This window comes from Oceanihabitans sp. IOP_32, assembly GCF_009498295.1.
GTDB lineage: Bacteria > Bacteroidota > Bacteroidia > Flavobacteriales > Flavobacteriaceae > Wocania > Wocania indica.
On sequence record NZ_CP040813.1, the window covers coordinates 1,652,989 to 1,676,514 of the forward strand.

Annotated in this window: 21 protein-coding genes; 19 read left to right on the plus strand and 2 right to left on the minus strand. The window is 35.5% G+C overall.

Going from position 1 to position 23,526, the window contains the following annotated elements:
* Window positions 1–215: 215 nt before the first annotated feature.
* Window positions 216–4,058, minus strand: coding sequence for a hybrid sensor histidine kinase/response regulator transcription factor (locus tag FEZ18_RS06845; protein ID WP_153267635.1), 3,843 nt, complete (start codon window positions 4,056–4,058; stop codon window positions 216–218).
* Between the two features lie 628 nt (window positions 4,059–4,686).
* Here FEZ18_RS06845 and cas6 point away from each other — a divergent pair.
* The 4 genes from cas6 (at window position 4,687) to FEZ18_RS06865 (ending at window position 10,153) form a co-directional block, all read left to right on the plus strand.
* A complete protein-coding gene (cas6, locus tag FEZ18_RS06850; RefSeq protein WP_153267636.1) occupies window positions 4,687–5,475 on the plus strand; it encodes a CRISPR-associated endoribonuclease Cas6 in 789 nt (262 codons plus the stop codon).
* Window positions 5,476–5,502: 27 nt separating this feature from the next.
* Window positions 5,503–6,123 (plus strand): plasmid pRiA4b ORF-3 family protein, encoded by a 621-nt coding sequence (locus FEZ18_RS06855; protein ID WP_153267637.1) that lies wholly within the window; start codon window positions 5,503–5,505, stop codon window positions 6,121–6,123.
* Window positions 6,124–6,606: 483 nt separating this feature from the next.
* The gene (hypD, locus tag FEZ18_RS06860) at window positions 6,607–9,060 is read left to right on the plus strand and encodes a trans-4-hydroxy-L-proline dehydratase (RefSeq protein ID WP_228122896.1); all 2,454 of its coding nucleotides are present in this window, start codon (window positions 6,607–6,609) and stop codon (window positions 9,058–9,060) included.
* A 184-nt stretch (window positions 9,061–9,244) separates the two neighbouring features.
* Window positions 9,245–10,153 (plus strand): glycyl-radical enzyme activating protein, encoded by a 909-nt coding sequence (locus tag FEZ18_RS06865; protein WP_153267638.1) that lies wholly within the window; start codon window positions 9,245–9,247, stop codon window positions 10,151–10,153.
* Window positions 10,154–10,170: 17 nt separating this feature from the next.
* Here FEZ18_RS06865 and FEZ18_RS06870 read toward each other — a convergent pair whose 3' ends face one another.
* Window positions 10,171–10,770 (minus strand): riboflavin synthase, encoded by a 600-nt coding sequence (locus FEZ18_RS06870; protein WP_153267639.1) that lies wholly within the window; start codon window positions 10,768–10,770, stop codon window positions 10,171–10,173.
* Between the two features lie 76 nt (window positions 10,771–10,846).
* Between FEZ18_RS06870 and pdxA the strand changes: the two genes are divergently transcribed.
* The 15 genes from pdxA (at window position 10,847) to FEZ18_RS06945 (ending at window position 23,464) form a co-directional block, all read left to right on the plus strand.
* Window positions 10,847–11,893: a 4-hydroxythreonine-4-phosphate dehydrogenase PdxA gene (gene pdxA, locus FEZ18_RS06875; RefSeq protein ID WP_153267640.1), complete on the plus strand. Its 1,047-nt coding sequence runs from the start codon at window positions 10,847–10,849 to the stop codon at window positions 11,891–11,893.
* A gap of 74 nt (window positions 11,894–11,967) precedes the next feature.
* Window positions 11,968–12,507, plus strand: a complete 540-nt coding sequence (locus FEZ18_RS06880; protein WP_153267641.1) for a YceD family protein — start codon at window positions 11,968–11,970, stop codon at window positions 12,505–12,507.
* Between the two features lie 8 nt (window positions 12,508–12,515).
* Entirely contained in the window at window positions 12,516–12,719 is a 204-nt protein-coding gene (gene rpmF / locus FEZ18_RS06885; protein WP_153267642.1) for a 50S ribosomal protein L32, read from the plus strand.
* 182 nt (window positions 12,720–12,901) lie between these two features.
* Window positions 12,902–13,897: a beta-ketoacyl-ACP synthase III gene (locus FEZ18_RS06890; RefSeq protein WP_153267643.1), complete on the plus strand. Its 996-nt coding sequence runs from the start codon at window positions 12,902–12,904 to the stop codon at window positions 13,895–13,897.
* A gap of 26 nt (window positions 13,898–13,923) precedes the next feature.
* Window positions 13,924–14,418 (plus strand): acetyl-CoA carboxylase biotin carboxyl carrier protein, encoded by a 495-nt coding sequence (gene accB / locus FEZ18_RS06895; RefSeq protein WP_153267644.1) that lies wholly within the window; start codon window positions 13,924–13,926, stop codon window positions 14,416–14,418.
* A 73-nt stretch (window positions 14,419–14,491) separates the two neighbouring features.
* Entirely contained in the window at window positions 14,492–15,844 is a 1,353-nt protein-coding gene (gene accC / locus FEZ18_RS06900) for an acetyl-CoA carboxylase biotin carboxylase subunit (RefSeq protein ID WP_153267645.1), read from the plus strand.
* 489 nt (window positions 15,845–16,333) lie between these two features.
* On the plus strand, window positions 16,334–17,449 hold the full coding sequence (locus FEZ18_RS06905) for an NAD(P)/FAD-dependent oxidoreductase (protein WP_153267646.1): 1,116 nt from the start codon (window positions 16,334–16,336) through the stop codon (window positions 17,447–17,449).
* A gap of 91 nt (window positions 17,450–17,540) precedes the next feature.
* Window positions 17,541–18,218 carry a monofunctional biosynthetic peptidoglycan transglycosylase gene (gene mtgA, locus FEZ18_RS06910; protein WP_228122899.1) on the plus strand — a complete coding sequence of 226 codons (678 nt, stop codon included), beginning with the start codon at window positions 17,541–17,543 and terminating at the stop codon, window positions 18,216–18,218.
* Window positions 18,215–18,664 (plus strand): 3-oxoacyl-ACP synthase, encoded by a 450-nt coding sequence (locus tag FEZ18_RS06915; protein WP_153267648.1) that lies wholly within the window; start codon window positions 18,215–18,217, stop codon window positions 18,662–18,664. Before mtgA ends, FEZ18_RS06915 begins: the two co-directional genes overlap by 4 nt.
* 62 nt (window positions 18,665–18,726) lie before the next feature.
* Window positions 18,727–19,242, plus strand: coding sequence for a YceI family protein (locus tag FEZ18_RS06920; protein ID WP_153267649.1), 516 nt, complete (start codon window positions 18,727–18,729; stop codon window positions 19,240–19,242).
* Window positions 19,243–20,373: an NAD(P)/FAD-dependent oxidoreductase gene (locus FEZ18_RS06925; RefSeq protein WP_153267650.1), complete on the plus strand. Its 1,131-nt coding sequence runs from the start codon at window positions 19,243–19,245 to the stop codon at window positions 20,371–20,373.
* Window positions 20,373–21,083 carry a methyltransferase domain-containing protein gene (locus FEZ18_RS06930; RefSeq protein ID WP_153267651.1) on the plus strand — a complete coding sequence of 237 codons (711 nt, stop codon included), beginning with the start codon at window positions 20,373–20,375 and terminating at the stop codon, window positions 21,081–21,083. Before FEZ18_RS06925 ends, FEZ18_RS06930 begins: the two co-directional genes overlap by 1 nt.
* Window positions 21,084–21,156: 73 nt before the next feature.
* The gene (locus FEZ18_RS06935) at window positions 21,157–22,209 is read left to right on the plus strand and encodes a type III polyketide synthase (RefSeq protein WP_153267652.1); all 1,053 of its coding nucleotides are present in this window, start codon (window positions 21,157–21,159) and stop codon (window positions 22,207–22,209) included.
* Window positions 22,210–23,004, plus strand: coding sequence for an SDR family oxidoreductase (locus FEZ18_RS06940; RefSeq protein ID WP_153267653.1), 795 nt, complete (start codon window positions 22,210–22,212; stop codon window positions 23,002–23,004). It begins immediately after the preceding gene.
* Between the two features lie 19 nt (window positions 23,005–23,023).
* Window positions 23,024–23,464 (plus strand): 3-hydroxyacyl-ACP dehydratase FabZ family protein, encoded by a 441-nt coding sequence (locus tag FEZ18_RS06945; RefSeq protein WP_153267654.1) that lies wholly within the window; start codon window positions 23,024–23,026, stop codon window positions 23,462–23,464.
* Window positions 23,465–23,526: the final 62 nt, after the last annotated feature.

Below are 23,526 nucleotides of genomic sequence, written 5' to 3' on the forward strand. Positions count from 1 at the left end.
CTGAAATACGCTGTTTTCTCTTCTTAGAGGTTAATTATAAGTCCATTTTTAAAAGACCCAGTATTTATTAAGTGTCTTTGTTTTGGGCATGATCTAATGTTTAGAAATATGTTGTTTCCAAAATTACATGCAATACTTATAAGTGCATATCAGATATGTTTCAAGACGTCGTAGAAATGTAACATTTCTAAAAAAAAGCAACCAATTTGTAAGTGTTATTCTTCTAAGAACTGCGAAGGTGTTTTATGGTAAGTCTCTTTAAAGCATTTAATGAAATAACTAACGGAATTAAAGCCTACAGAATACGCTGCTTCTGAAACAGAGACATTTTGATTGGTTAAAATATCTTTAGCTACAGCTAGGCGTTGCGATCTTATATATTCTGAAGCCGACATATTAACTAGCGCTTTTAATTTTCTGTGTAATTGTGTTCTGCTCATCAACATTTTTTCTACAAATTTTTCACTTGTAAACTCTGAATGGGTTAGATTTTTATTGAGCACATCTTGAAGTCTATTTAAGAATTCGGTTTCGGCTGAGGTGATTATTATTTTTGGATGGACTCTAAAGCCTTTGCTGTAATGTTCTTGTAATTGTAGTCTGCTTTCAAGCAGTTTTTTTACTCTAACTTTTAATTTTTCTACACCAAAAGGTTTTGTTATATAAGCATCTGCGCCAGAGCTTAAACCCGAGATTTCATGGGCTTCACCAACCTTAGCTGTTAACAATACAAAAGGGATATGACTTGTTAATGGGTTATTCTTAATGTGTTTACATAAAGCAACGCCATCCATTTCGGGCATCATAACATCACTGATAATAAGATTTGGAATATGCTTTAATGCCGCTGCTAATCCTTGTTTACCATTTGTGGCTTCTATAATTTTATAGTTGTTTTTAAATATGGATTTTACGAATTGACGAATATCCTCCTCGTCTTCTACAATAAGAAGAATGTCGTCATTGTTTAAAACTTCAGTATGGTCTGGCTCTAAATTATTAGTTAATGTGTCGTTCGACTTTATTTCTGTATTGGTAAAAGCATTTTTAACAATTGGCATAGTGACTTTAAATAGAATCTTGTTATTATTTATTTTTTTAACAATCACATGGCCTTTATTAAGATTAACCAATTCTTTAACCAAAGCCAAACCCACACCAATCCCTTCAGAAGACGCATTACTCTGATAAAAACGCTTAAAAAGTTCACTCAAGTTTTTATTTTCCAGAGACATACTTTCATTGATAATGGATATGATAAGATTGGCACCTTCTTGATGGGCTTCGAACTCTACTATTGTGTTGGGTTTTGAGTATTTTACCGCATTAGCTAGTAAGTTCGATACTATTTTTTCAATACTATCGCTATCAAACCAAACCTCTTCTAGACCATAGATTTTAGATCTAATTTCAATATTCTTTTTATTGGCTTGATATTGAAACGCAGAAATCGACTGGTTAAGGAGTAAATTTAGATTTCTTCGGGTGACGTTTAGTTTTAACTGACCAGAATCAATACGCGCTAAATCCATTAATTGATTGACTAAATTAAGTAATCGATCGGTATTTTGTTTCACTAAAACCAGTTCTTCTTTATCGTCCTTATCAAGTTTTTGTTTGGATAATTGGTGTTCTATGGGACCCGAAATTAAAGTGAGTGGTGTACGCAGTTCATGGGAAATATTGGTAAACAGATTTGATTTTACACGGTCTAAATCTTCAACCACCTTTAATCGGTCTGAAGCTAATTTTTGCTTAAACCTCAGTTGAAAAAATAATAATATAAGCAGAGCCAATACTAATGCAAACAGTACATAGGCCAACGTGGTTTGGTACCAAGGTTTTGAAATTTTAATTGTAAGCCTAGCTATAGGTGTTTCCATTTCGGTTTGATAAGATGCCTTGAGTAAAAAGTTGTAATTACCAGGATTTAAATTGGTGTAATTTACTCGATTAGCAGCTGCTTTTCTCCAATCGGTATGGCCGTTTTCTAAAATATAATAGTAGTTTATCTTTTCAGGAAACCTATAGTCGTTAAGAGAAAAATCTATAAAAATATCGGTTTGCTCATGATTTAGATTAATAGTTTTTCCGTTGAGAATAGAAACCTGGTTTTCTAATGGTTTTTTGCCTAAAACACTAAGGTTGGTAATTAAAGGTGCTTTGTTAATTTTTGGGGTAATAATAAGATCGGGGTTAATGATTTGTATGCCTTTATCTGTCCCAAAGTAAAGTTCGTTACCGTTATACATGCTGGATGTATAAAGACAAGCGTTAGAGAGTAAGCCGTCGGTTTTTCTTAAATTAATTAAACTTTCTTCGGCTTTATTATAAACATAAATACCATTGGAAATTGTACTTATCCAAAGTAAGTTGTTGGCATCGGTTTCAATGGCCATAACTTTTTTATCAAAAACCTCGTTTTTAATTTTCATTATCTCAAAGGCATCCTTTTCTGGAAGGTATCTATTAATGCCAAAATCTGATCCTATCCAAATATTGCCTTCACTATCTTCATGTAAATCAGTAGCTGTGTTAGTGTTTAGAGAGCTTGTATCCCCTGGTATATGATGGTAATGTTTATAGTTGAATGCTACTTTATTCGAGCTGATGTTTGCTATTTGTGGTACTTTATATATGCCATTTCCTACGGTTACAATCCATAAATTTCCGTGTCTATCTATGTGAATTTTAATGGCTTTTAATTCTTTTTCGTCTTGGTTTTTATTGAATTTATATTGTTTAACTATTAATCCGTTTTTTTTCATGAGGTAGATGCCTTCCCAAGAACTTACCCATAAAAAGCCATTTTTATCTTCTGCTAAACCGTATAGTTTTAAAGATTTATTAGCCTGGTCTTGTAAATTATAGGTGGTCACGTTATGGTTACTAGGTATAAAAAAAACTGCACCAATCATGTCGCCAGCCCAAATCCCTTCTTTGGTTTTAAGCAAAGAAAAAATAGATTTGTCCTCTATAATTACTTTTAGGGCTTTTGTTGCTTTTGAGTAGTAATAAAGCCCATTTTCACCGCCAATATAAAGTCCGTCTTTATCGTCTAGAATACGCCTAGCATGTAAATCGATAGAATTTAAAAATACATTTCCAGCTTTATTTTCTTTAAAGACACCCTTACTTGTGCCTATCCAAATTATGTCATTTTGGTCGAGATATAGGCTGTTAATTTCCGAGAGGTTAATGCTTTCTGTGCTATAGCGCAATTTATTGGTTTTGTTGGTCTTAAAGTCGTATTTATAAACATGCTTATTACCAATAAACACACATTTATCATTTACGACATTAGAGATGGTATGTACGAATTCAGGAATAATAATAGGGGTTGGGGCTTGGTTACTCTGCTGGGTAAAAACCATGCCGTTATAATTATAAACTAATTTGTTTTTTGAGTTGACCGATAGCTGATTTAAAGGCGCATTTTGGTATAGTAACTCTAGTGTATTGTTTAAAGGGTTATAAGTATAGATACTTTTATCAATAGATAAAATGACTTGTCCATCTAGCGTTTCTGAAATACTAGTTTTTCCTGGGGGTCTTTTTATTTTGATAAAAGTACTGTCATCTCCCGATTTTCTAAAAAGACCCGTATCTGCATCTACCCAAACAGCATTATTGGAGGTTACAAATGTTGAAAAAGTAATAGTGCTATTAAGACCTTCTGGTGTATTCGATGAGATTCGTTTAAATGTGTTCTTATCCTGATCAAATCTCACTAAGCCTTCTCCTAAAGTAGACAACCAAAAAATGCCATCTTTATCTTGGCTAAGATGTCGCACCCAATTAGCTGGAAGCGAATTTAACTGCAACGGATTGTATTTATAGGCGTAAAACCGATATCCATCGTATTTATACAGACCATTTTGAGTGGCAAACCACATAAAGCCCTCTTTGTCTTCTAATATAGAGGAAACCCACTGATTTTCTAAGGCTTTGCCCAGGTAGGTAAAGTTTATAGACGCATTGTTGTCTATAATTGTTGCTGGTGTTTGAGAAAACACCATATAGTTTATTAACACGACAAGAAATAAAAACAACCTCATTGGTCTAAAATTAAAACAAACATCGAAAAAACTAGTATTATTGGAAATACTCTAACCAATTAAAATGGTGAATACCACCTACCTTTTATAAAAATAAGAAATGAGGCGCATAAATAACACCATTAAAATTGTAATTAAACAGAGTCTTTTTCCTTTATAAATTTTTATTTACAATCCTCTAAATATCGCTTTTTTTTGGGGTGTTATGTTTTACCTATGTTTCAAATAGTATAACGAATGTTACATAAGCTTAAAAATTCAATAAACTTTTAAGGTTACTGCAAATTGATATTTACTAGAAAGGTTTTTAGAGTTGGTCTAACCTAACTACAATGTGCTTTTGGCAAATTACGCAAAGTTAATTGATGGACGGCGTTGCGCAAGCGGCAACTTAAATCCTTTAAGCATCCTATTGGTGCAAGCACCGAAGCTAGTCGCTTTCTAGAGATTTGTTATCCAGTTTAACACAAAAACCAATCCAATTTAATGTCTTATTCTTTTTCTAAAATAATGAAATCTAGCGGTTTTATATTAAGATTTAATGGATGGTAATTTGTAATTTATTCCTAATGTTTTTTGTAAGTTTATAGGTTAATTGAATTACAGACTATTTAATAAGAGAATTAACATGCGTTTTCAACTACAACTGGATTCTAAAAACAGGAGTCCAACTATCCCAATAAATTATCAGTATCCTTTAAGTGCTGCGATATATAAAATACTAGACAAAGCAGATTCTCATTATGCTACATTTTTACATGAAGAGGGCTATACTGTTAATGGTGGTCTAAAACATTTTAAGCTGTTTACGTTTTCAGATTTAAAAGGTCGCTGCAAGGTTAATCACGATAGGTTGCATATCAACTCAACTATGGAGCTTATAGTTTCTTTCCATTTGCCCGAAGCTGCTCAGCATTTTGTAAAAGGCTTGTTTCTATCGCAAGATATGGATATAGCAGATAAGAAAAGTAAAGCCACCTTTAAGGTTAATAGTGTTGAGGCCTTGTCTTATCCTTTTGCTGAAATTGAGAATAAAGATAAGAGTACAATTACAGTGCGCGCTATTTCGGCTTGTATCGCTGGTATAAAAAATGACAAAGGTGAATACGACTTTATACCGCCAACCGATGCGCGCTTTGCATTTTGCATCAAGCATAATTGGGAACAAAAACTAAAAGCGTTAAAAATTCCCTTTCATGAAAACGAACTAAAAGTTGCTGTAAATCTAAAAAACACTAAACCTAAGTCCCGATTAATAACTGTTAAAGCGTTTACCAAGCAACAAACGCGAATAAAAGGTTACTTAAATTTTGAGATGGAGCTTACAGGAAACCAAGAACAATTGCAGGTAATTTATAATGCTGGAGCAGGTTTGTATAATGCTTTGGGGATGGGGTGTTTGGAGGTTGTAAAGTAAAAAATCATAACACATAAAACTAGTACTATGGCGTATATTTTTAAAATTAAACTGGAAGGCTCCTCCAAACCTCCAATATGGAGAAAAGTGAAATTAAATGAAAACCTAACTTTTTTAGATCTCCATTTGGTGATACAAGGTGTTTTTAATTGGTACAATACACATTTATTTAGGTTTTCGCCACGAGGATGGGGAAGCACACCTTGTTTACAACAAAAGCTAGATGATGAAGATAATTGGTATGAAGAGCCTTTTTCCAAACCTAATACTTGGCCTTATGGAGAACTTTATGATGCCAGTAAGATTAAGTTAAAAGATTATTACAAAAAGCTAAAACAGAAAATAATATATATCTACGATTTTGGTGATGATTGGAAACATAGTATAGAACTCGTTGAAATAACCAACGAAACCATTTTGACGCCAATATGTTTGGCGGGTAAAGGCGCAGCTCCCATCGAAGACTGCGGTGGTATTTGGGGTTATTATAATATGGTAGAAGCTCTAAATAACAAAAAGCACCCAGAACATAAAGATTTTAGAGATTGGCTAGATTTTAAAAAAGGCGAAAAGTGGGATTTGAATGAATTTGATTTAGAAGATACCCAAGAACGATTGCGAGTTTTTTGGACACTTGATAAGGAATAGGAAAATAGTAAAACATTTAAAAAAAAGTGTTTTACACAAAATGGATTGAACTCTTAATCGTCCCATAAAGGAATTGAAATTGAAAAAAAAATCGCTGCGCTTTTCTCGATTCTTTTTTTAGGAGTTACTGTTAGTTTTTGGCTAATTTTAAAGCTTTTTTTACTCATATTAAGCTTAACTATTTTTAGCCATAGCGTTGTTTCAAATAATAAATTTTGTATATTGCTCAGTTAAAGCTTTATTACAGCAGGTTTAGGTATTAAATAACAAGCTGCTTTTTTGTTAAGCTGCTCTCGGTTTTAATATCGAAAACTATAAAAACAATTGGGTTTACAGCCATGTATTTAACTAAAAACATATCGAATTTAACCAAAACATACAGACAATTGTTTGAGTGTTTAATGTTTTTCGCCTAGTTTTTTTAGTTGCTTTTTGTTTTAAAACCTGTTTTTTTCAATTTCCTATTTAATATTTTTATCACTTATGAAAATTGCACATACATCTGTACAACCAGAACGCCCAGCGGCAGTTCAAGGTAATTTTTACGAGCCTATAACCAATGCCATTGGTCCTGGAATGAATACCCGCATTCAAAAACTTAGAAAATTAAGTTTCGAAACTCAGCCGTCGTTATCTATCGAGCGCGCTTTAATTCAAACTAGATTTTATAAAGAACACTTCGGGAAACATTCAATCCCAGTGTTACGCGGGTTAAATTTTCTAGAAATATGTAAGCAAAAAACCATTTACATAGGCGATGGTGAATTAATTGTGGGGGAGCGCGGTCCTAAACCTAAAGCAGTACCCACGTTTCCAGAGCTTACCTGCCATAGTGTTGAAGATTTTCACGTGTTAAATACGCGCGAAATGCAACGTTATACTATTCCGCAGGAAGATATCGATACTTACGAAAAAGAAGTGATTCCTTATTGGGAAGGAAAAACCATGCGCGAGCGTATTTTTAGTCACGTGCCTACCGCCTGGCGCGATTTGTATGAAGCCGGTCTCTTTACCGAGTTTATGGAGCAACGCGCACCAGGGCATACCGCTTTAGATGGTAAAGTTTATGAAAAAGGCATGTTGGACTTCAAAAAAGAAATCCAGGAACATTTAGACCGTTTAGATTTTTTAAACGACCCAGAAGCGACCGATAAAAAAGAACAATTAGAAGGCATGAAAATTTCTTGCGATGCCGCCATTGTCTTTGCCGAGCGTCACGCCAATTTAGCCGAAGAGCTGGCCGAAAAAGAAACCGACGACACGCGAAAAAAAGAACTACAAAAAATAGCTGAGGTTTGCCGTTGGGTGCCTGCAAATGCACCACGAACCTTTCACGAAGCGATTCAAATGTATTGGTTTACACACTTAGGAACTATTACGGAATTAAACGGCTGGGATGCCATGAATCCCGGGCATTTCGACCAACATTTAGCCCCGTTTTACGAAAAAGAAATCGCCGAAGGTACCTTAACACGTGAGGAGGCTAAAGAATTATTAAGTTGTTTTTGGATTAAAGTAAACAATCATCCAGCACCTCCTAAAGTGGGGATTACCGCCAAAGAGAGTGGCACATATAACGATTTTACCAACATTAACATTGGTGGTGTAAAGCGCGATGGATCCGATGGGGTTAGCGAAGTATCGTACATTATGTTAGAGATTATTGAGGAATTGCACGTGTTACAGCCCGGAAATTCGGTGCATATTAGCTCCAGAACCCCAGATCGGTTTTTAAAAGAAGCCTGTAAGGTTATTCGTCAAGGACACGGCTATCCGTCCATTTTTAATCCAGATGTTTATATTCCAGAAATGTTACGTCAAGGCAAGTCGTTAGAAGATGCCCGAGAAGGCGGATGCAGTGGTTGTATAGAAGTGGGGGCTTTTGGTAAAGAAGCTTATATTTTAACAGGATACTTAAACGTGCCTAAAATCATAGAAATTACACTTAATAATGGTGTAAATCCGCTTACAGGTAAACAAGTGAGTATAAAAACTGGCGATCCAAGAGATTTTAAGAGCTACGACGAGCTGTATAATGCCTTTAAAACACAGCTTAATTATGTGGTTAATCAGAAAATTTTAGTCAGTAATTATATCGATAGGATGTTTGCAAAATACAGTCCAGCCACATTTTTATCGGTAGTTATTGAAGATTGTATTTCTAAAGGCAAAGATTACTACAATGGTGGTCCGCGCTACAATACCAATTATATACAATGTACCGGTTTAGGCACGGTAACCGATAGTTTAGCCACTCTAAAAAAACACGTTTTCGAAGAGCAATCTGTGGCAATGGATACTATTCTTGAAGCCGTTTCAAAGAATTTTGAAGGTGAAGAGATTTTGCGTCAAACCATAATTAACAATACCCCATTTTATGGGAATGATGACGATTATGCCGATGCGATTGCCCTACAAGTTTACGACGATTTACTTGATGCCATAGATGGAAAACCCAATACAAAAGGCGAAACTTTTCATTTAAATATGTTGTCTACAACCTGCCATGTGTATTTTGGTAAAGTTATGGGGGCTACGCCAAATGGGCGTTTAGCGCACAAATCTATTTCCGATGGAACCTCACCCTCGCATGGGGCAGATACCAATGGGCCATCGGCAGTTATAAAATCTTTAACAAAACTCGATCAAACCAAATCTGGAGGCACTTTATTAAATCAGCGCTTTTTACCAAGTTTATTAAAACGCGACGAAGATTTAAAAAAATTAGGACAATTAGTACGCAGTTATTTTGCTTTGGGTGGTCACCATATTCAATTTAATATTGTAGATACTGCAACCTTGTATGCCGCTCAAAAAAATCCTGAAGATTATAAAGATTTGTTGGTGCGAATGGCGGGTTACAGCGACTATTTTAACGATATGAATGCCGATTTACAACAAGAAGTTATTGATAGAACTGAGAACGAATCGTTTTAGTAAGTTTTCACTAGTTTAAGTTTTTTTTTTAGAAATAAAACAGATATAAATTTACAGGTCTCTAGCCTTTAGCTAGCTCAGGATTTTATTTGTAGATGAAAAGATGGCTGGTGTTTCTCAAATACATTTGAAGTAGCTAAACGAACGAAAATATGGGGTTTAATACCGGTAAATAACACTAAAAATGAGCACAGGATTAATTTTCGATATTAAAAAATATGCCATCAACGATGGGCCGGGTATTCGGTTAACCGTATTTTTTAAAGGTTGTAATTTAAATTGTAAGTGGTGCCATAATCCTGAAAGTATTTCTCCAAAAATTCAGAAAATGTACAATGCCAAAAAATGTATTGGCGCTGCAAGTTGTGTAGAAAATTGCCCTCATGAGGCTTTAAAAATGACTCCCGAAGGCATTGTAACCGATTTTGATGCCTGCAATTTATGCGGAAAATGCGCAGAGGTTTGTCCTACAAAAGCCTTTGAAATGCTGGGGTCTCAAATTCCGATTTCAGAACTCATGAAAAAAATTGATAACGAAGCTATATTTTTCGATCAATCTGGCGGTGGCGTTACATTTTCTGGAGGCGAACCTTTAATGCACTCCGAGTATTTGCTAGAGGCCTTGAAAGCTTGCGGCAAACGTATGTATCATCGCGTTGTCGATACCACAGCTTATGGACGCTTAGAAACGGTACTTGAAGTCGCTAAGCACACCGAACTTTTTTTAATCGATTTAAAAGTAATGGATTCAGCCAAGCACAAAGAGTATACAGGAGTTCACAATAAAAAAATAAGGGAAAATATTAGAGCCTTGGCAAAAACCCCCTGCGAAATTATCTTTAGAATGCCTTTGATTGAAGGCGTAAACACTTCAGAAGAAAATATTATTGAGACCGCAAATTTTATAAATTCACTAGAAGGGAACAGAAAGGTAATCAATCTACTACCTTACCATAATATTGCTGAAAATAAACATGTAAAATTAGGAACTCCAAAGAATAATCGAGTCTTTGAAGCTCCAAATTTAAAGACTATTGAATATATCATAGAATTGTTTGCAAAACGCGGTATAAGCGCTACTGTTGGTGGGTAATTAAACAGCAACTAACTTTAAGTGTTTAATAAGTTTTGCTCTAAAATTTTAGCCACATATTTACCCAAAACATCAAATTCTAAGTTAACCACGGTGCCAACTTTAAAGGTGTTAAAATTAGTGTGCTGGTAGGTGTAAGGGATAATAGCCACACTAAAAGAATCTTTTTTGGAGTCCAGTACAGTTAAACTAACCCCATTTACAGTTATCGATCCTTTTTCAATAGTGATGTTATTTAATTTAGAATCGTAGTTAAACGTAAATATCCAGCTCCCATCTTCTTCTTTAATGCTAGTGCATACCGCGGTCTGATCGACGTGTCCTTGTACAATATGACCATCGAGTCGGTCGCCAAGTTTCATGGCGCGCTCTAGGTTAACCTTATCCTTAACTTTAAGGTCTTTTAAATTGCTTTTCTCTAAAGTTTCGTTAATTGCCGTAACCGTGTACTCATCGTTATTAATGTTAACAACGGTTAAACAAACACCATTATGAGAAACACTTTGGTCTATTTTTAACGCAGATGTGATACCACTTTGTATTGAAATATGAAGATTGTTTAAGTCCTTTCTTAAATCTGTAACAACACCTATTTCTTCAATTATTCCTGTAAACATAATATTGTCTGTTTATTTGGTTAAATTTGCACTATAAATCAAAAGTCAAAATTACAAACAATAGTTGTTATTTTTTATGAAGAACCCAGAAAATATAATTGTAGGCATATCTATAGGAGATTTAAACGGTATTGGTGGCGAAATCGTACTAAAAACCTTTGAAGACGATAGAATGTTAGATTTTTGTACTCCTGTAATTTTTGCTTCTGCTAAAACCATTGGGTTTTTAAAAACCCATTTTAAGTCGGCCATAAATTTTAATAACATTAATAATATTGAGCAATTAGCCATTGGAAAGGTAAATGTACTTAACTGTTGGAACGAGCTTGTAAAGATTAATTTCGGTAAAGAAGACCCAAAAATTGGCGAATATGCTATAAAGTCTCTGGAATCGGCTACAAAAGCCTTAAAGGAAAACGCTATTGATGTTTTAGTGACAGCGCCAATTAACAAACACAACATACAATCTGAACGGTTTAATTTCCCCGGACATACCAATTACTTGGCACAAGAGTTAGAGGGCGACAGTTTAATGTTTATGGTGCATGATGATTTACGAGTGGGTTTGTTAACCGATCATGTGCCCCTTAAAGATGTGGTTACGCACATCACGGAAGAGCTGATAATAGAAAAAATCTCGACGGTTTATAAATCTCTTAAACAAGATTTTAGAATAAGAAAGCCTAAAATAGCCGTTTTGGGTATTAATCCGCATACGGGAGACAATGGTGTTATTGGAACTGAAGACGATACCGTTTTAAGGCCAACACTAAAAAAAATAAAAGATGCTGGCAAGTTGGTTTTTGGACCCTATGCGGCCGATAGTTTTTTTGGTTCAGACAATTATAAAAATTTCGATGCCATTATTGCGGCTTACCACGACCAAGGCTTAACACCGTTTAAAACGCTGTCTTTTGGTAGAGGGGTCAATTTCACAGCAGGATTAAATAAAGTAAGGACATCGCCAGATCACGGTACCGCTTATGAGATAGCTGGAAAGGGCAAGGCCGACGAGAATTCGTTCAAAGAGGCACTATTTACGGCTTTAAAAATTTATAAAAACCGAATAGAGTATGCAGAGATCACTGCAAATCCCTTAAAAAAAGCACCAAAAAAGATATAAACAAAAAAATGTTTATAAGTAGAGTGGTGTAAATAAAAAAGTTATATATTTGCAGGCTCAAATAAGATGTGATAATGAAACCATTAAAAGAGTTTACAATTCCTTTTGTAGGATTAAAGCTGGGTGAGCATCATTTCGATTTTGAAATTAAACGAGCGTTCTTTGAGTATTTTGAATATGAAGAGTTTAATGATGCAAACATTCAAGTAGATGTCGATTTTGTAAAGAAATCTACACTGTTAGAATTGCATTTTAAAGCCTCGGGTTATGTTAACATTAATTGTGATGTAACCAACGAACCCTACAATCAAGATATCGACAACGAATTTGATTTGGTGGTGAAATTTGGAGATGAGTTTAACGATGAAAACATCGATATTCTGGTTATTCCGCATGGCAGTTATGAGCTTAGTATCCAGCAATATATATACGAGTTAATCGTGCTTTCGGTACCGATTAAACGTGTGCATCCTGGAGTTACAGATGGTAGCTTAGGCTCAGAAATACTCGAAAAATTAGAAGCATTAAGCCCAAAGCTTAAAGACAAAAAAGAAACTAACGAGGAAATAGATCCTCGCTGGAATACATTAAAGAAATTATTAACGGATAAATAATATAAAAAATGGCACATCCTAAAAGAAAAACTTCGAAAACCAGAAGAGATAAAAGAAGAACACATTATAAAGCAACTGTGCCACAGATTGCGACATGTCCAACTACTGGAGAAGCACATTTATATCACAGAGCGCACTGGCACGAAGGTAAATTGTACTATAGAGGTCAAGTTTTAATTGACAACTCAGAAGAAGTAGAAAACGTAGCATAAATATTATGCACGCATATTAAAAACGCTCATGAATGAGCGTTTTTTTTTGCGATAAGCAATTTTTATAAAGACAAAAACAAATAATTGCTATTGTTATTTAGCTAATATTTAGTAGTTTTCGGAAAAATTTTGAATGTTTTTGTCGAGATTAATTTTTATTTAGTCGAATTAACTATAAAGTTATGAGTAAAATCTCAGCAGCAATTACGGCCGTAGGGGCGTATTTGCCAGAATATGTATTAACCAATCAAATTCTTGAGACTATGGTTGATACAAACGATGAATGGATAACTAGTAGAACAGGAATAAAAGAACGTCGCATTCTCAAAGACGAAGGCAAAGGCACCTCTTTCTTAGCGATTAAAGCAGCTAAAGATCTCATCTCTAAAAGAAACATCGATCCTAAAGACATAGAACTGGTAATCGTAGCTACCGCAACACCAGACATGAAAGCAGCGTCTACCGCAGCTTATACAGCTTTTGAAATTGGAGCTACAAATGCCTTTTCATTCGATATGGATGCCGCCTGTTCAAGTTTTCTTTACGGCATGTCGGTAGCAGCTAGTTATATTGAATCGGGACGCTATAAAAACGTACTGCTTATTGGCGCAGATAAAATGTCTTCCATTGTAAATTATAAAGATCGCGCAACTTGTATTATCTTTGGAGATGGTGCAGGTGCCGTTTTGTTCGAACCCAATGAGGAAAACTTGGGGCTTCAAGATGAATATTTAAGAAGCGACGGTTCGGGTAGACCTTTTCTACAAGCTACTTATGGTGGCTCTTCTTACGCCTTAACACCAGAGGTGTTAGAATCTGGAGGGCATTACGCTTTTCAAGAAGGTCGAACCGTATTTAAAAATGCCGTTTTTAATATGGCAGATGCTGCCATAAAAATATTAGAACGTAATAAATTAACCAATAACGACGTTGATTGGTTAGTAGCACATCAAGCGAATAAACGTATTATTGATGCGACGGCCAACAAAATGGAACTAGAAGATAGCAAGGTCATGATGAATATTGAGAAATACGGCAATACCACATCGGCAACCTTACCTTTACTTTTAAACGATTACGAAGCCAATTTAAAAAAAGGCGATAATCTTATATTTGCCGCTTTTGGAGGCGGCTTTAATTGGGGCTCCATTTATTTAAAATGGGCATACAACTCATAAACTAACCATTAATTAAACTCAAGATTATGGATATTAAAGAAATTCAAAATTTAATTAAATTCGTTGCTAAGTCTGGTGCTAACGAAGTTAAATTAGAGATGGATGATATAAAAATCACTATCAAAACAGGATCAGACTCAGAGACTACAATAGTACATCAAGTACCAGCTGCTGCACAAGTACCTCAAATGATACCAATGCCTCATGCTACAGCAGAGCCTAATGCTCCGGCACCAGAAGCTGGCAAAGCGGTAAGCACTGAAAGCACTGAAGACTCTAAATACATTACCATTAAATCACCAATAATTGGAACCTTTTATAGAAAACCTGCCCCAGATAAACCATTATTTGTGGAGGTCGGACAGACGATTGGAGAAGGTGACGTGTTGTGTATTATTGAAGCAATGAAACTTTTTAACGAAATTGAGTCTGAAGTTTCAGGGAAAATAGTTAAAATTTTAGTTGACGATGCCTCTCCAGTAGAGTTCGATCAGCCATTATTTTTAGTAGATCCGTCATAACCAAATTTAAAATTCCAAAACAAATCCCAACACGCTGGAATTTGGAATTTGAAATTTTAAATACTTAGAAGTTATGTTTAAAAAAATATTGATTGCCAATCGAGGTGAAATAGCCTTACGTGTTATTAGAACCTGTAAAGAAATGGGTATTAAAACGGTAGCAGTGTACTCGACTGCCGATGCCGAAAGCTTACATGTAAGATTTGCTGATGAGGCCGTTTGTATTGGGCCTCCTGCTAGTAACGAGTCTTATTTAAAAATATCGAATATCATTGCGGCTGCAGAAATTACTAATGCCGATGCCATTCATCCCGGTTATGGGTTTTTAGCAGAAAATGCTAAATTTTCTAAAATCTGTGAAGATCACAATATTAAATTTATTGGTGCCTCTGCAGAGATGATTGAAAGGATGGGCGATAAAGCCAATGCCAAAGAAACTATGAAAGCTGCAGGCGTACCTTGTGTGCCTGGTAGTGATGGAATTATCGAGAACTTCGAACATTGTAAAAAACTAGCCGTGGAAACAGGCTACCCTGTGATGCTCAAGGCCTCCGCTGGTGGAGGAGGTAAAGGCATGCGTGGTGTATTTAAACCCGAAGACCTCAAAGAGGCTTGGGAGTCTGCAAGGAAAGAAGCTAAAGCGGCCTTTGGTAACGACGATATGTATATGGAAAAACTCATTGAAGAGCCTAGACATATTGAAATTCAAATTGTAGGAGATTCTACAGGTAGAGCTTGTCATTTATCAGAAAGAGACTGCTCGATTCAACGTCGCCATCAAAAGTTAACTGAAGAAGTACCATCGCCATTCATGACACCAGAATTGCGAAAAAAAATGGGAGATGCTGCGGTTAAAGCTGCCGAATATATAAAGTACGAAGGTGCCGGAACTATTGAGTTTTTGGTAGATAAACACCGTAACTTTTACTTTATGGAAATGAATACACGTATTCAAGTAGAGCATACCATTACAGAGCAAGTTATCGATTTCGATTTAATTCGAGAGCAAATACTTTTAGCAGCCAAAGTGCCAATTATTGGTAAAAACTACATCCCAAAATTGCACTCTATTGAATGTAGAATTACCGCCGAAGATCCGTATAACGACTTTAGACCTTCGCCAGGTAAAATTACAACTCTACATGCGCCTGGAGGGCATGGTGTACGTTTAGATACGCATATTTATGCGGGTTATACCGTACCGCCAAATTACGACTCTATGATTGCAAAGTTAATTACCACTGCGCAAACAAGAGAAGAAGCCATTAATAAAATGAAACGCGCTTTAGACGAGTTCATTATAGAAGGTATTAAAACATCAATTCCTTTCCACAGACAATTAATGGATCATCCAGACTATAGAGCGGGTAACTATACCACGAAATTCATGGAAGATTTTGAGATGGACGAATCTCAAAAAGAATAAATAATTTAAAACTCCGAAAGAAATTTTGGAGTTTTTTTTTGCGTAGTGTTTTGGGCTGGTTACAAAGAATAGTTTAGAACAAAATCGGCTATCAATCTATTTGGTGATAAAGACCTAACAGGTTTCAGAAACCTGTTAGGTCTAAATAAAGTATAAAATAAGATGTGTTGATAGCTTTCTATCATGTGTTTTAAAAATTTATTTTCCTTATTTAAACTTATATTGAGCTCACAAACACAATAGTTTAAAAGGATAGTGGTCTTATATCTTTTATCGAACATTAATGGTATATAACAAATTATGCCTATTTTTATCGGATTATGTATCCTTCTTAGACCTAAAGATTTTCACTAGCAAAGCCCATTATCATTAGTTTTTTGTCGTTTAAATTTTTAAAAAGAGGGTACTCACTAGTATTACAATTCAAAAAAATTAATCCGAAATAAGACGCCTTAAAGCACTCCTTAACCACTTAAAAACAATATTATTTTGAAACTCTCCTATTGGGAAATTAAAACCTGGCTCACTCAGGTAGATTATACTATTGTGGGCAGTGGTATTGTGGGTTTAAACTGCGCTCTACAATTAAAAAAGCGTTTCCCAAAAGCAAACGTTCTAATCCTTGAAAAAGGCATATGGCCTCAAGGGGCTAGTACAAAAAACGCGGGGTTTGCTTGTTTTGGAAGCCTTAGTGAAATTATAGAAGACTTAAATCACCATTCTCAAGAAGAAGTGATCCGGCTTGTTAAAGAGCGCGTAAAGGGTCTTAATCTGCTTCGTAAAAATCTAGGAGATACCACTATTGATTACCAAAACTTGGGCGGCTATGAGTTGTTTTTAGATTCCGATGAGGCACTTTATCAATCCTGTCTTAACAAACAAGATGAAATCAATGCGCTTTTATATCCCATTTTTAATGCCGATGTATTTTCATTTGAAAAAAACGCACTCAGATTTAAAAACATAAAATCTCATTATAGTTTTAATGCTTTTGAAGGCCAAATCGATACGGGAAAAATGATGGAAGGTTTATTGAATAAAGTACAGACTTTAGGTGTAAAAATACTTAATAATGTTACGGTTGAAGCATTTTCAGAAATCTCAAATTCAGTGAACATAAAAACCAATGTATTTGAGTTTTCTACTTCAAAACTGTTCATTACAACAAACGGTTTTGCTTCACAACTTTTAAACGAAGCTGTAAAACCCGCTCGTGCTCAAGTGTTAATTACAAAACCTATAAATAATTTACAAATTAAAGGCACGTTTCATTTGGATAAAGGTTATTACTATTTTAGAAATATTGATGGTAGAATTTTACTTGGAGGAGGCCGAAACCTCGATTTTAAAACCGAAGAAACTTCAGAGTTTGGCGAAACAAAAATTATTCAAAACAAGCTTGAAGACCTACTACAAAACACAATTCTACCTAATACAAATGTTGAAATTGAACACCGCTGGTCTGGAATTATGGGCGTTGGTAATCAGAAAAAACCTATTGTAAAACCATTGAGCAATCATGTGTTTTGTGGTGTTAGGTTGGGGGGTATGGGTGTTGCTATTGGTAGCACTATTGGTTATCAATTAGCCAATTTGTTAGATTAATTTATGAAACATCTATAACTAAAACTTGTAAGCAAGGAAATGATGAGGTGTATGTCGCCTATGGCCGATGAAAAAAAAGAAATATAAACACATGAAACGATTTTTTCGGTTTTTTGCCAAACTTGTGTTCTGGGGTATCGTCTTTTCGGTGTCCATTGTGGTTTTATTTAAGTACGTTCCAGTACCCCTCACGCCATTAATGGGTATTCGTTACTTTGAAGGCACTAATAAGGCTTGGAAACACGAGTGGGTCGCCATCGATAACATATCAAAAAACATGCAATTGGCCGTTATTTGCAGTGAGGACCAAAAGTTTTTAGAACACCATGGATTTGATATTAAGGCCATTGAAAAAGCCTACGAAAACAATAAAAAAGGAAAACGCATTAAAGGCGCCAGTACCATTAGCCAGCAAACCGCTAAAAATGTGTTTTTATGGCCTCAGCGCAGTTGGTTACGTAAAGGCTTAGAAGCGTATTTTACATTTTTAATTGAAACGCTATGGTCTAAAGAACGGATTTTAGAGGTGTATTTAAACAGTATTGAAATGGGGCCAGGTGTTTATGGAGTAGAAGCTGCCGCAAAACATTGGTTTAACAAATCGGCGGCAAATTTAAATGCCTACGAAGCTGCGGCTATAGCGGCCATATTGCCTAACCCTATAAAATATAGAGCAAATCCTGCTTCGGCGTATATCGAAAAGCGAAAACAGTGGATTGTAATGCAGATGCGGTTTTATGGTAAATTAAATTTAAAAGGTAGGGAATGACAGTTAAAGAGAATTTATATAGTTTATGTTTAGCGTTTATCGATAGCCGTTTATTGGTGGTTAATAAAACCATAAACGATATTCAAAACGCTCTACAGTCCGAAACCAAAAGCAGTGCAGGCGATAAGCACGAAACTGGACGCGCTATGTTACAATTAGAACGTGAAAAAGCGGGTCATCAACTCGCCGAAATTGAAAAACAAAAGCAAATTCTTCAAAAAATAAATACAGAGGTAAATCATCAGAAAGTAACTTTAGGAAGTGTGGTTTATACTTCAAAAGCCCATTATTTTATTGCCATTAGTGCGGGTGAAATTAGCATAGCCAATGAGCAGTTTTATGCCATTTCCATAGCGACACCAATGGCAGAGTTACTGCTTTCTAAACAGGTTGGTAATACAGTGCAATTTAGAAATGAAACCATTACAATCACAAAAATTCTTTAAAAACTACAATTTAATTTTAAAGGCTTTAAACTATGCCGTAACTTAACATTTTAAAATAAAAAATGTTGAGTTACTTCGTATTGATACTTTCTATTGGGTTTTCGTGTTTAGGCTTCGCTCAAAACGCGTCTGCAATAGATTTTACAATCCGTAATATGGGTTTTAACGTAGAGGGTCGTTTTGAAACCTATAGTATTACGACACAGTTTAACAAGAATGGTAATTTAGACGATCTCTCGGCTAAAATTGAAGTCGCGAGTATACAAACTGGGATCGAGGCTAGAGATCAGCACCTTTTAGAAGCAGATTATTTTCATGCGGAAAAATATAAAGATATCAAGCTTCAAAGTGTTTTAATCACAAAAAAATCCGACTCCAGTTATTTGGTAAAGGCCACACTTCGTATTAAAGGAATTACCAAGACTATTATTTTTCCAGTTCAGGTCGAAAAGCATCCCCACCATTATAAAATCACATCTAATTTTGAGTTAAACCGTCGTGATTTTGATGTTGGCGGCGGTAGTTTTATAATGGGTAAAAGTGTTAAAGTTAAGGTTGTCTATTTTCAAGATTTATAAATGAAAGCTAAACAGTACGATGTGATAATTATTGGTGGTGGCTTGGCCGGTTTAACCAGTGCTATTCATTTGTCTAAAGCAAAGTTTAAGGTCTTACTCATCGAAAAAAACGCCTATCCTAAGCATAAGGTATGTGGCGAATATGTGTCTAACGAAGTCTTGCCATATTTAGCCTATTTGGGCTTTAACCCTTTTAAGTTTGGCGCCAAAAAAATCTCTAAATTCGAGTTAACTACCCATAACAATAAAAGTATTTCGGCTAATTTGCCTCTTGGAGGTTTTGGGATGAGCCGTTACGACATGGATTTCAGGTTGTATCAATTAGCGCTTAAAAACGGAATTGAAGTGCTGCAAGACACGGTTGTCGATGTTCATTTTGAGAACGATAATTTTCAAGTGAAAACAAAATTGCAATCAAATTTTAATACTAAAATCGTTATTGGTTCTTATGGCAAACGCTCTAATTTAGATGTACAATTCAACCGAAAATTCATAAAAAAGAAGTCGCCTTATTTGGGTGTTAAAATGCATGTTTCAGGCGATTTTCCCGAGGATAAAGTCGCCCTTCATAACTTTAAAGGTGGATATTGCGGCGTTTCAAAAGTAGAGAATAACCATATTAATTTATGTTATATCACCAATTTTGAAGCCTTTAAAAAACATAAAGACATTGAGGCTTTTCAAGAGCAAGTCCTATTTAAAAATGAGGCCTTAAAGTGGTTATTTACAAACTCGAAATCAGCATTCGAAAAACCATTAACCATCAGTCAGATTTCATTTAAAACAAAGCAACCAATAGAAAATCATATCATCATGTGTGGCGACACCGCAGGGATGATTCATCCCTTATGTGGCAACGGTATGGGTATGGCCATTAGAAGCGCCCAATTAGCATCGGTATTGATTATTGATTATCTTCATGGAAAAATTGCGTCACGCAAAACCCTGGAAACCGCCTACACCAAACGTTGGAAAAAGACCTTTGGTCTGCGTTTAAAAGCCGGACATGCTATCGCTTATTTGTTTAGGCAAGACAGCTTGGCACCAAAACTATTAACCGTTTTAAGATGGTTTCCTTTTTTAATGCCACTAATTATAAAAATGACGCATGGTAAACCAATGAGTACATAATGAATTTATTTGTAGACACCTCTAAACGAAGCGATAAGACCGAGATTATGGACGATTTTTCCATTAACGGCGCATTACTTCGCGACACCTTAGACAAGCTTGGAAATATTAATAAATGGCTAGGTGGCAACCGCGTCACGCTAAATGGTATTGAGCAACTTTTAAAAAACCGATCTAAAGATAAAGTGTATACCATTATAGATTTGGGTTGTGGCCATGGCGATATCCTGCGATTGGTCTCAAAATATGGAAAAAAGCATGGCTACAAATTTAAATTAATCGGTATTGATGCCAACCAAGAGGCCATCGATTATGCCAACGAATTATCGGCAGATTACCCAGAATTGACCTTTGTAAACATCGATATCTTCTCAGGGGCCTTTGAAGCCTTAGATTTCGATATAGCCTTAACCACCTTGTTTTTGCATCATTTTAAAGACGAGGCGATTTTAAGTCTTTTGGCAAATCTTTCAAAAAACGCTAACTTAGGTGTGGTGGTTAATGATTTGCACCGCAGTGAAATCGCATACGGCTTGTTTAAATTATTGGGTTTAACCATTTCAAATCACATGGTGGTTCAAGATGGTTTAACCTCTATTTTAAGAGCCTTTAAACGAAAGGATTTAGAACAGTTCTCAAAAGCCCTAAAACTCAAATCTAAAATTAGTTGGAAATGGGCTTTTCGTTATCAATGGCTTATTATGCGTTAAAAATTAGTAGTGATTAGGATGAGAGTGCAAACGAATAGTAATAAAAACAGTACCGCTTTCGCGGAAATAAAATATGAGTGTAAAAATTACAGCAGTAGCCAAACAATTACCAAAATATGCCAGAGCAACTAAGGATATTTTACCTTTAGTTGAATTTTGGTTAGAAGGGCAGGAAGAACGTTTTAAGCGAAAAGTTTTGAAAATTTTTGAAAATGCAGCCGTCGATAAACGCTATTCCATTATGGATCCTGAAGACGTGTTTTTAAAAACATCTTTTGAAGAGAAAAACGATATTTATATTAAAGAATCCATAAAACTTGCAGAGCAAAGTTTAACTAAAGCGCTCGATAAAGCCCAGCTAAAAGCCACCGATATCGATTATATTATTACCGTAAGTTGCACAGGTATTATGATTCCGTCTTTAGATGCCTATTTAATTAATAGCCTAAAAATGAAACAAGATATTGTGCGATTACCAGTTACCGAAATGGGTTGTGCCGCTGGTGTTTCGGGCATATTGTATGCCAAAAACTTTCTAAAGGCGAACCCCAATAAACGAGCAGCTGTTGTTGCAGTAGAGGCGCCAACGGCAACCTTTCAGCTCGACGATTATTCGATGGTAAACGTGGTAAGTGCAGCCATTTTTGGCGATGGTTGCGCCAGTGTTATTTTATCGTCTTATGAGGAGGAGAGCGGACCAGAAATTAAAGCAGAAGGCATGTATCACTTTTTCGATACCGAGCACATGATGGGTTTTAAATTAAGAAATACGGGCTTGCAAATGGTGCTGGACCAATCTGTACCAGAAACTATTGCAACTCATTTCCCGAAGATTATACATCCGTTTTTAGCACAGAACGGACTAAGCATTAAAGACATCGACCATTTAGTATTTCATCCTGGCGGCAAAAAAATCGTGCAAACCGTCGAAGATTTATTCGAAGATTTAGGAAAAAATATTAACGATACTAAAGATGTTTTAAGACTTTATGGCAACATGAGTAGCGCAACCGTACTTTATGTTTTAGAGCGTTTTATGGATAAGAATTTACCCAAAGGCGATACGGGTTTAATGCTTAGTTTTGGTCCTGGCTTTTCGGCACAACGTATTTTATTAGAGTGGTAAATGAAAACATTTAAAGATAAAAATTATTGGGCTATAATTTTAGGTGGCAGTAGCGGTCTGGGTTTAGCCACAGCAAAAAAATTGGCAAAGCATGGCTTGAATATTTGTGTAATTCATAGAAACTCCAGAATGCAAGAAGCAGCCATTCAAGCAGCATTCGAAACTATAAAACAAGATGATATAGAATTTAAGGCCTATAATATAGATGCTTTTAAACCTGAAAAACGAGAGGAAGTCATTTTAGAATTAAAAGTGTTATTTAAAGACCATCAAAAAGTAAAAGTTCTGGTGCATAGCGTGGCCAAAGGCAATTTAAAGCCAATGGTTTCTCAGGACAAACCGGTATTAAAAAACGACGATTTTGCCTTAACCATAAATACTATGGCGATTAGCTTATACGATTGGACTAAAGCACTTTTTAATGCCAATCTTTTTGCCAAAGATGCTAGAATTATTAGTTTTACAAGTGAAGGCAATACCAAAGCTTGGCAAAATTACGCGGCTGTTTCGGCAGCAAAAGTCACTTTAGAAGCGCTAACACGAAATATCGCATTAGAGTTTGCACCTTTCGGAATTAAGGCCAATTGCATACAAGCAGGCGTTACAGATACGGCGTCTTTAAGGCTGATACCAGGAAGTGAAACCATTATAGAACACACGCTAAAACGCAACCCTAATAAGCGGTTAACACAACCAGAAGATATTGCTAATGTGGTGTATTTGTTGTGCAAAGATGAAGCCTCTTGGATTACGGGAACTGTTATTCCTGTTGATGGTGGTGAGCATTTGAGTTAATAATAGTTAGTCCGCAAACATGGAAACAAACCAAATTATAAAACACTTACCCTACCAAAAACCATTTCTATTTGTAGAGGGTATTAATGCGGTTTCAGAAAACGGTATTACGGGTTTTTATACGTTTAAGGCAGAAGAGTTTTTCTATCAAGGGCATTTTAAAAACAACCCCGTTACACCTGGTGTTATTTTAACCGAATGTATGGCACAAATAGGTTTGGTTTGTTTCGGAATTTATTTGTTAAAGGATAAGTTAGACGATGTAAGTGTTCCTAAAATAGCATTAACGGCGCATCAAATGGATTTCTATTTGCCTGTTTTACCTAATGATAAAGTAACCGTGATTTCAGAAAAGGAAGTGTTTCGGTTTAATAAATTAAAATGTAAGGTAAAAATGATTAATGAAAAAGGAGCCTTAGTTTGTAGAGGACAAATTTCGGGCATGATACAAATGCCTTAGAACGTTGAAATTAAAAACGTATTAATAAATTGAGTTTAACAAAAATTATTAATATTTTAAGA

Bases quoted from the DNA above. Each gene is read 5' to 3' on its own strand.
- cas6 (WP_153267636.1), top strand. From the start codon at position 4,687: ATGCGTTTTCAACTACAACTGGATTCTAAAAACAGGAGTCCAACTATC.
- accC (WP_153267645.1), top strand. From the start codon at position 14,492: ATGTTTAAAAAAATATTGATTGCCAATCGAGGTGAAATAGCCTTACGT.
- FEZ18_RS06930 (WP_153267651.1), top strand. From the start codon at position 20,373: ATGAATTTATTTGTAGACACCTCTAAACGAAGCGATAAGACCGAGATT.
- FEZ18_RS06880 (WP_153267641.1), top strand. From the start codon at position 11,968: ATGAAACCATTAAAAGAGTTTACAATTCCTTTTGTAGGATTAAAGCTG.
- FEZ18_RS06945 (WP_153267654.1), top strand. From the start codon at position 23,024: ATGGAAACAAACCAAATTATAAAACACTTACCCTACCAAAAACCATTT.
- FEZ18_RS06855 (WP_153267637.1), top strand. From the start codon at position 5,503: ATGGCGTATATTTTTAAAATTAAACTGGAAGGCTCCTCCAAACCTCCA.
- FEZ18_RS06865 (WP_153267638.1), top strand. From the start codon at position 9,245: ATGAGCACAGGATTAATTTTCGATATTAAAAAATATGCCATCAACGAT.
- FEZ18_RS06890 (WP_153267643.1), top strand. From the start codon at position 12,902: ATGAGTAAAATCTCAGCAGCAATTACGGCCGTAGGGGCGTATTTGCCA.
- rpmF (WP_153267642.1), top strand. From the start codon at position 12,516: ATGGCACATCCTAAAAGAAAAACTTCGAAAACCAGAAGAGATAAAAGA.
- accB (WP_153267644.1), top strand. From the start codon at position 13,924: ATGGATATTAAAGAAATTCAAAATTTAATTAAATTCGTTGCTAAGTCT.
- FEZ18_RS06920 (WP_153267649.1), top strand. From the start codon at position 18,727: ATGTTGAGTTACTTCGTATTGATACTTTCTATTGGGTTTTCGTGTTTA.
- FEZ18_RS06870 (WP_153267639.1), bottom strand. From the start codon at position 10,770: ATGTTTACAGGAATAATTGAAGAAATAGGTGTTGTTACAGATTTAAGA.
- hypD (WP_228122896.1), top strand. From the start codon at position 6,607: ATGAAAATTGCACATACATCTGTACAACCAGAACGCCCAGCGGCAGTT.
- FEZ18_RS06925 (WP_153267650.1), top strand. From the start codon at position 19,243: ATGAAAGCTAAACAGTACGATGTGATAATTATTGGTGGTGGCTTGGCC.
- FEZ18_RS06915 (WP_153267648.1), top strand. From the start codon at position 18,215: ATGACAGTTAAAGAGAATTTATATAGTTTATGTTTAGCGTTTATCGAT.
- mtgA (WP_228122899.1), top strand. From the start codon at position 17,541: ATGAAACGATTTTTTCGGTTTTTTGCCAAACTTGTGTTCTGGGGTATC.
- FEZ18_RS06845 (WP_153267635.1), bottom strand. From the start codon at position 4,058: ATGAGGTTGTTTTTATTTCTTGTCGTGTTAATAAACTATATGGTGTTT.
- pdxA (WP_153267640.1), top strand. From the start codon at position 10,847: ATGAAGAACCCAGAAAATATAATTGTAGGCATATCTATAGGAGATTTA.
- FEZ18_RS06940 (WP_153267653.1), top strand. From the start codon at position 22,210: ATGAAAACATTTAAAGATAAAAATTATTGGGCTATAATTTTAGGTGGC.
- FEZ18_RS06935 (WP_153267652.1), top strand. From the start codon at position 21,157: ATGAGTGTAAAAATTACAGCAGTAGCCAAACAATTACCAAAATATGCC.